This window comes from Clostridium sp. UBA5988 (genome assembly GCF_002435615.1).
Taxonomy (GTDB): domain Bacteria; phylum Bacillota; class Clostridia; order Clostridiales; family Clostridiaceae; genus Clostridium_J; species Clostridium_J sulfidigenes.
The window spans coordinates 135,504-142,730 of the sequence record NZ_DJBA01000014.1 but is presented as its reverse complement, the minus strand read 5'-3'; the positions used below and the strand labels follow the sequence as shown (position 1 = coordinate 142,730).

Sequence of the window (7,227 nt, the reverse complement as noted above, 5' to 3'; positions counted from 1 at the left end):
GCTTTTAGCGATTTAGTTCTATGAATATATTGAGAAATCATTATTGAATGAAACAAAAGAAGTAGACGGAAGAATGGTTACATCAACACAATTATTAGCAATTAGGAAAAGTGATAATCGTATTGTTGGAATGATACAAATAAGGCATTTTTTAAATGATTATCTTTTACAATATGGTGGTCATATAGGATATTCTGTAAGAAAGTCTGAAAGAAATAAGGGATATGCAAAAGAAGAATTAAGGCAAGCATTAATTTATTGTAAGGAGATATTACGTATTAATAGAGTTTTATTAACTTGTGATAATGATAATTTTGCTTCTCAGAAAACTATTTTATCTCAAGGTGGAAAAATAGAAAATGAAGTATTAATTGAAGATGAGAATTGTATTATTGAACGATATTGGATAGATTTATAAATTTCTAATTTATTTATTAGGTAAAAAGTTTTTATAGAGAAAAGTTATATATGTTTATTTTTTATAAAAATTTGATATAATATAAATAGGAAACTCACTCAGGCGAGCTGAGGAGTACAGAATTCTAAAGAAACAAGTTTCTAGGAATTCTAGTAAGAAAAGCTTAGTGCGTCAACACTAAGCAATCCTTAGAGCATTTATTTTGTTTTAGGGCTATTGGATTAGATTTATGTTTTAATTACGAATCTTAGAAAAAGTGCTAATCTTTGCAGGATGGAGCACTTTTTTCTTTGCTTTTAACTTCTATATCAAGACCAAGAAATTTAATCTTAATTTTTAAATGATGTATAAAAAGATTATGTTTCAGAATTAATCTAATCACATAAACAACTGATATACATTTTATAAAAGTATCAAACATATCCAATACCACCTCCTAAGCTACAGTGAAATAATTCACCAATAGCCCATAAGGAGGATAAAACGTTCAAAACCTCCGCAGCCATCCTACTACGGATTTCAAAATAGCACCTTAGAATTATACCATAATTATGTAGAAAGTATACACAAGAATAAAATGGGAAAACATCACTTACTACCGATACGTAGAAGCGTATCATAAGTAAAGGTGGTTTTTACATATTTTTCATAGATACTATAATAAGAATGTATAAGACTTCTTCACTAACATATAATAACAATGGTGTAAAAAACAATAAGTTGATACTATGGAATAGCTATGCTAGTAAAATGAGGTGAAACATAATGGATACACTATTTGATTTAATAAATACAGAAAATAAATAGTGTAAAATACTAAAAACATCTGAAGTTATGGAGTATTTAGATATTAGAAAGCACAAATTAAATAAATTAATAAAAGATGGAGAGATAGGTGTACATAAAAATTAAAAGAGTAGAAATGAGTTTAGTAGAGCGGAAATATAAAAATATAAGGATGAACATGGAGATAGTTTAAAGCCAACTGTTGATTCTAGGAACAACTTAAATGATTTAACAGGAAAAGAGTGGCTGCCAGAAACAAAGAGTTTTTGGTATCAAAAAGGATTGGGAGCAAATCATCCTCATGCTCAAGTGGAAAAACAGCACCCAGCACCATTTTCATTTCAAGATGTTGAACAGTTGATATTATTTTTCACTAAAAAAGGTCAAAAAGTATTAGACCCATTTAGTGGTACAGGTTCAACAATAAAAGCGTGTGCAGTTTCAAATCGTATCGGAGTGGACATAGAGTTGTCTAAACATTGGTATGATTTGTAAAAATATAGGATTGAATATGAGGTTGGAAAAGGGGAATCTGAAAAACACACATTTATAAACAAAGACTGTAGGGAAGCTCTTGAAGCTATGGAAAGAGAAAGTATAGACTTAATTGTAACAAGTCCGCCTGATTGGTCTATGTTAAATAAAAAGATAGACCCAAAAACTAAAAAAAGAGTTCAAGAAGGATTAGCTACAAACTATTCCAATGATAAGAGAGATTTAGCTAATATAGATGATTATAGAGATTTTTTAATTCAACTAAAAGATATATTTATTAAAAGTGCAAGGGTATTAAAGGAAAATAAGTATATGTGCATTATTGTGTCTGATTTCAGAAATCAATCTGAATTTGTTAGGTTCCATAGTGATATTATCTAACTTATAAATAAAATAAGAATAGATGATAAATATATACTATTTATATAATTTAAATACTGGTAGTGTATATAAAATAGCTTTATTTGAATTTAGGATTAGTGACGAACATATACAATTTTTACAACACCATGATTGTTTACCGGTATGGATGAATAACAATATTTTAGAAGGATCTCAAGGAATTGTGCAATTTCCTTAATAATATAAGTATTTTTAGTGTTAATTAATTATTATCATAAATATATATTATAATGAAGTATAAAAGAGGTGTTCTTTTATAAAATGGAACCTATATGATAGACACTATAAAAAGAGAGCTATCAGTATAGGTTCTTTTTTTGTACAATAAAAGTATGAGGTGATTAAAATGAGTAAAAAGACTTTTACTGTTGAAGAAGTTGAATTATTATCAAAGAATAAATATGTTCAAAGTGTAAGCGAAAAATCAATAACATATTCGAATGAATTTAAAATACATTTTATAGCTGAATCTAAGAAAGGAAAAACATCTAGATTAATCTTCGAAGAAGCTGGTTTTGATATTGGTATTATAGGTGAAAGGCGTTGTGAAGTCGCTGGGGCTAGATGGCGAAAAGCTTTCAAAGATAAGGGCGTATTAGGCTTAGATGATACTAGAAAGCATAATAGTGGAGCAAAGCTCAAGCGTGAGCTTTCAAAGGATGAAATAATAGCTAGAAAAGATGCAGAAATTGAATATCTCAAGACAGAGGTAGAAATGCTAAAAAAATTAGAGCTATGCGAAAGGCAGGTGAAAAGAAATAAATTAGCAACAACAGATGCATTTGGATTAATTGAGTCTATTGTCAATAGTTCTAGTTTTTCTAATGTTGTTACTCATTTGTGTAAAACAGCTAATGTATCCCGTTCGGGATATTATAACTACTTAAAATGCAATAATAAAAGGAAACAACGCGAAGAAGAAGACTTGGTAGTGCGTGATACCATATTAATTGCTTTTAATCATAGAGGTTATAAAAAGGGCTCTCGTTCTATCAAAATGACATTAGAAAATGAATTTAATATAGTCTATAGTAGGAAAAAAATTCAACGTATTATGAAAAAGTATAATATTGTATGCCCTATAAGATGTGCCAATCCATATAAACGAATTGCGAAAGCAACTAAAGAACATTCAGTACTTCCTAATCTGCTTAATAGAGAATTTAAGCAAGGAATTACAGGTAAAGTACTATTAACAGATATTACTTATCTTCCATATGGTGATAATCATATGGCCTATTTATCGACCATTAAAGATGCTTCAACAAATGAAATATTAGCATATAACTTGTCAGATAAAATCACTCTTGATATAGCTACAGGTACAATTCATAAACTAATGGCTACGCCAGGGCTACATCTAGATAATGCTGCTTTTATACATTCTGATCAAGGTGTACATTATACTAGCCCCAAATTCCAACACTTATTAAAGAAATACAAACTTGGACAATCTATGTCTAGAAGAGAAAACTGCTGGGATAATGCTCCGCAGGAGTCTTTCTTTGGTCACTTGAAAGATGAGGTTGCCTACAAAAATTGCATTAAATTAGATGAACTTCAAATTAGTATAGATAACTATATAGACTACTATAACAATTATAGATGTCAGTGGAATTTGAAAAAGCTGACTCCCGTACAATACAGGAATCAGCTTTTAGCTGCATAGCTCTCTTTTTAAAATGTCCTTGACATAGGGACCACTTTATATTGAATAACTCTTTTTTTATAGCCTATTGCAAAACTATTAAAAGAATTTAGGCTAAAGTAGCTCTAGGATATTTAATTGGAAATTTTAAACACTATGGATAGGCTTTAAGAGACTAATCTTCTTAAAGAATGTATTTTGTTGTTTTATTTTCATAAGTATTTTTAGATTTTGGACATAACCACTTGATTCTTATAACACGGCCCTTTTCTCTAGTTATACCATCAAACTTCATAGGGAGGCTAGGGTCATTCGGACATAAAGAAGTGCCATAATCAGTAAAGCGGCTAGGCTGTGGTAAAGAAGAAGAATTACGAGAATTAATAGGTATTATTGGAACTATGCTACAATCCTTAGTTAAATATTTATAGTTATCATCACAATCATAAGCAGCATCACCAAGAAAGAAATTATATTTAAAGTCCTGGTGAATAGAAAAATAACGTCTCATTATGGGAATTAAAGCTTTTGAAGCATAATCATCTTTAGCACTTTCAGCTGTATCGTGATTTTGAAAATCTAATGACTTGAGAGTGAGAGTCGTTAAAATCAATGTGTCTAACGATACCAAGGCAATTAACTAATATAGTTGCTTTTAATGCGTAGCAATAATGACCATTGATGTATGAACGCTTGATTTCATCGTTAGCATAGGTTGACTTGGGCATTTTACTACAAGCAAATATGTATGGATTTATGTCTGGATTAGATCTCTTAGCTGTCTTATCTGTATTTAAGATAGATTCGAAGAATTTGGGATTATTTTCTTTAGTGTAAGCTTTGATTTCAGTAGTATCAGCAATTATTATTTTGATAAATCAGAGTTTAGCTTTTACAAATAGGCTCGGTTAGATCAACTAAATGATTAAAAAAATCATGAATATGGTTAATCGATAATTGAGGCCCTGTCAAGAGAACATTAGGAAATTTTTTTCAAAATTTAAGAACATATGTTGCCTTTTTGATATAAAAATACTCTTTATATAATATAATGATTTTATAATATTATAAGGGGGAATGTAATAGTGTCGTTAAAGGATAATATTATTTTAGCAAAAATGGGGAATAGTGAGAGCTTAAAGATAATACTAGAAAGATTTGAAAAACTTATACAGTCAATCTCAAGAAAGTATAAAAATGAATATCTAGAGACTGATTTAACGATTTTTTTACTTAAACTTATATATAAAATTGACAATGAAAAGGTTGAAAAATTGAGTGAAGGTGCATTAGTTATGTATTTAGTCAATTCATTGAAATATGAAAGCCTCAGATTATTAAAAATAAAAAAAGTAGAAACAATAGCACTTGTAGATATATATTCAGAAATAGATAACGAATTTAGAGATAAAGAATTTGATGTATTTCTAAGTGATTTAGTTCAAAGCAATGTATTGACACCAAAGCAGAGATTAGTTTTAAAGGATAAGTATGTTAATGATTTTACTGATAAGGAAATAGCTATTAAGATTTCAATTAGTAGACAAGCTGTAACTAGGCTTCATAATACAGCTATTTCAAACTTACGTAATTATTTAAATTAAAGGGGTGATAATATGGAGAATGCACTCATGGAAGGAGCAATAGGGCAAGGTGTGTGGGCAATATTAAGTATATTTTTAATTTTCTATATATTAAAAGCTCAAGAAAAAAGGGACCAACGGCAGGAAGAAAGAGAAAAAAACTATCAGGATATAATTGAGCAGATGACAGAAAAGCTTAATATTGTAGAGGTTGTGAAACAGGATGTTGATACAATAAAAAAACATGTCATAAAAAATTTGAAAAAAAATTAAAATCAATATTGCTAAATCTTATAGAAAAACACTCTTTTATATATGTAATTACTTAATCGATTAAGAAAATAAAAGATATTTATAATTTTAAGGAGGATTTAAGATAATTATGGAAAATGAAAAAGTAATCAATGAGTCATTAGTAAATGGTCAAGTATCTCTTTTAGGAGATCCAGCTGCAGGGACAGTTAAATACAAAACAACATATTTGTATGGCTATCAAAAAGCAAGCGATATGAAAAGAAAATGTTTTAATGTATTTGATTCTGGACAAGTAAGTGTGTTTAAAGAAATAGTGTCAATAATAATAGGTTCAACAGAATACTTTGGAAGCGCATTAACAGCAGTTGATCTCATATCTATGCTGTCTACTGTAGACAAAAAGAACCATGCTAGAAAAATATATGAAGCAGTAGATAAATATATAGACTTGCTGGTTCTTGGAAGATATACAACTATTATACTTAAGGAGAAATATGTATGGGAATACCAAGGAAAAAACAAGCAGTATTGGAAAATAGCACCGGAGTTTTTGAAGGCATCAGTAACTTTCTAACAATAAAATGAAAATTAATAAGATAAGTGGAAGGGATTTTTCCTTCCATTTATTTATTGTATTATCAATAAGTGGTATAATGTTATTTAGGTATGATGCTAATTTCAAAAATGAATATAGGAGGAGTTTTATGAGAAAAATGAAGACTCAAGATATTTATGGTATAACCATAGTTGGGTTATTAATCTTAGTAGTTTTTCTAATTTGGTCTTTTTCTAATATGGTATATAGAGTAAACAATACTATATATATTAATTCGAGTAACACTATAAAGTTGTTTGGATACATAATGGAAGATTATAATGAAATTATTATGGAGGCTGAAACAACAACTGAAAAATATGACTCGATAAAAAAAATGTTACCTAGATTAGACCGTTTAAGTACTATCATGAATAATAGCCGTTTTAATGAAGATTTATCTTCAAAAATAGAACCCGTTGTTGATTACTTAGCTGGACTTAATGACAGTTCATTACTGAATGATACTGAATATTTAAATGATACAATAGAAAAAATAAATAAAGTATATATAATTTCACAGAAGATTGCTGGAATACCATCAGAAGAATTTTACGCTACTGATTTTAGTCGAAATTATTATTATCAATTTAAATTTAATTTTAATCATAATTTTGAACTTGCTCCTAAGGTAAAGGGTTATTTTGAAGAGATAAATTCTATAGTAGAAGATGGTGAATGAAACTATTTAACTGAATAGAGAAACAACCTGAATCAACTTTAAGCTAAAGTGATTTAGGTTGTTTTTTAAAGCAAAAGAGTATAATCATATTGTTAAAATTTTGAATGTCATACAAAATATATTTTACATATTAAAAAATAGTGATTAAAAATAGATTTGATAGCACCACCACACTCCCAACAATAGGATGTAAGCAGGAGGAATATCAAACTGGGAAAATGGGAAAATTTACTTAGGGATGTTGTTAATAACCGTACCGTAAGTGATCTCCAGATCTTTGATTTGGTGAGTAGAATTTATACACCGTATAAATAAATGTGAAAAATAGATTATTATAAGTAGTAATAAAAATTACTTAAATAT

General features: G+C 28.6%; 9 protein-coding genes and 1 pseudogene. 8 read left to right on the top strand and 2 right to left on the bottom strand.

What is annotated here, in order from left to right; genetic code table 11:
• Positions 1 to 43 precede the first annotated feature (43 nt).
• Positions 44 to 418, top strand: coding sequence for a GNAT family N-acetyltransferase (locus tag B3J31_RS02710; RefSeq protein ID WP_346866779.1), 375 nt, complete (start codon positions 44 to 46; stop codon positions 416 to 418).
• 259 nt (positions 419 to 677) lie between these two features.
• Here the strand turns inward: B3J31_RS02710 and B3J31_RS02705 are convergent, their stop codons facing one another.
• Positions 678 to 839 (bottom strand): hypothetical protein, encoded by a 162-nt coding sequence (locus B3J31_RS02705; RefSeq protein ID WP_167402960.1) that lies wholly within the window; start codon positions 837 to 839, stop codon positions 678 to 680.
• A 563-nt stretch (positions 840 to 1,402) separates the two neighbouring features.
• Between B3J31_RS02705 and B3J31_RS02700 the strand changes: the two are divergent.
• The 3 genes and pseudogenes from B3J31_RS02700 to B3J31_RS02690 all read left to right on the top strand — a co-directional run.
• Positions 1,403 to 1,699, top strand: a pseudogene (locus B3J31_RS02700) (DNA methyltransferase); the annotation flags it as partial.
• A gap of 87 nt (positions 1,700 to 1,786) precedes the next feature.
• Positions 1,787 to 2,080: a hypothetical protein gene (locus B3J31_RS02695; protein ID WP_051823929.1), complete on the top strand. Its 294-nt coding sequence runs from the start codon at positions 1,787 to 1,789 to the stop codon at positions 2,078 to 2,080.
• Between the two features lie 367 nt (positions 2,081 to 2,447).
• On the top strand, positions 2,448 to 3,770 hold the full coding sequence (locus B3J31_RS02690) for an IS3 family transposase (protein ID WP_346866780.1): 1,323 nt from the start codon (positions 2,448 to 2,450) through the stop codon (positions 3,768 to 3,770).
• Positions 3,771 to 3,933: 163 nt separating this feature from the next.
• On the opposite strand, the gene B3J31_RS02685 is transcribed toward B3J31_RS02690, so the two are convergent.
• Positions 3,934 to 4,362: a hypothetical protein gene (locus B3J31_RS02685; RefSeq protein ID WP_051823927.1), complete on the bottom strand. Its 429-nt coding sequence runs from the start codon at positions 4,360 to 4,362 to the stop codon at positions 3,934 to 3,936.
• A gap of 472 nt (positions 4,363 to 4,834) precedes the next feature.
• Between B3J31_RS02685 and B3J31_RS02680 the strand changes: the two genes are divergently transcribed.
• The 4 genes from B3J31_RS02680 (at position 4,835) to B3J31_RS02665 (ending at position 6,864) form a co-directional block, all read left to right on the top strand.
• Positions 4,835 to 5,353 carry an RNA polymerase sigma factor gene (locus tag B3J31_RS02680; RefSeq protein ID WP_346866781.1) on the top strand — a complete coding sequence of 173 codons (519 nt, stop codon included), beginning with the start codon at positions 4,835 to 4,837 and terminating at the stop codon, positions 5,351 to 5,353.
• A 12-nt stretch (positions 5,354 to 5,365) separates the two neighbouring features.
• Positions 5,366 to 5,605: a BhlA/UviB family holin-like peptide gene (locus B3J31_RS02675; protein WP_150843522.1), complete on the top strand. Its 240-nt coding sequence runs from the start codon at positions 5,366 to 5,368 to the stop codon at positions 5,603 to 5,605.
• Positions 5,606 to 5,714: 109 nt separating this feature from the next.
• Positions 5,715 to 6,161: a hypothetical protein gene (locus tag B3J31_RS02670; RefSeq protein ID WP_346866782.1), complete on the top strand. Its 447-nt coding sequence runs from the start codon at positions 5,715 to 5,717 to the stop codon at positions 6,159 to 6,161.
• Positions 6,162 to 6,291: 130 nt separating this feature from the next.
• Positions 6,292 to 6,864 (top strand): hypothetical protein, encoded by a 573-nt coding sequence (locus B3J31_RS02665; protein ID WP_346866783.1) that lies wholly within the window; start codon positions 6,292 to 6,294, stop codon positions 6,862 to 6,864.
• The last annotated feature ends 363 nt before the right edge of the window (positions 6,865 to 7,227 follow it).

What these genes read in the sequence shown, in the direction of transcription:
- B3J31_RS02705 (WP_167402960.1), bottom strand. Translation starts at nt 839, where the DNA reads ATGTTTGATACTTTTATAAAATGTATATCAGTTGTTTATGTGATTAGA.
- B3J31_RS02695 (WP_051823929.1), top strand. Translation starts at nt 1,787, where the DNA reads ATGGAAAGAGAAAGTATAGACTTAATTGTAACAAGTCCGCCTGATTGG.
- B3J31_RS02690 (WP_346866780.1), top strand. Translation starts at nt 2,448, where the DNA reads ATGAGTAAAAAGACTTTTACTGTTGAAGAAGTTGAATTATTATCAAAG.
- B3J31_RS02675 (WP_150843522.1), top strand. Translation starts at nt 5,366, where the DNA reads ATGGAGAATGCACTCATGGAAGGAGCAATAGGGCAAGGTGTGTGGGCA.
- B3J31_RS02670 (WP_346866782.1), top strand. Translation starts at nt 5,715, where the DNA reads ATGGAAAATGAAAAAGTAATCAATGAGTCATTAGTAAATGGTCAAGTA.
- B3J31_RS02665 (WP_346866783.1), top strand. Translation starts at nt 6,292, where the DNA reads ATGAGAAAAATGAAGACTCAAGATATTTATGGTATAACCATAGTTGGG.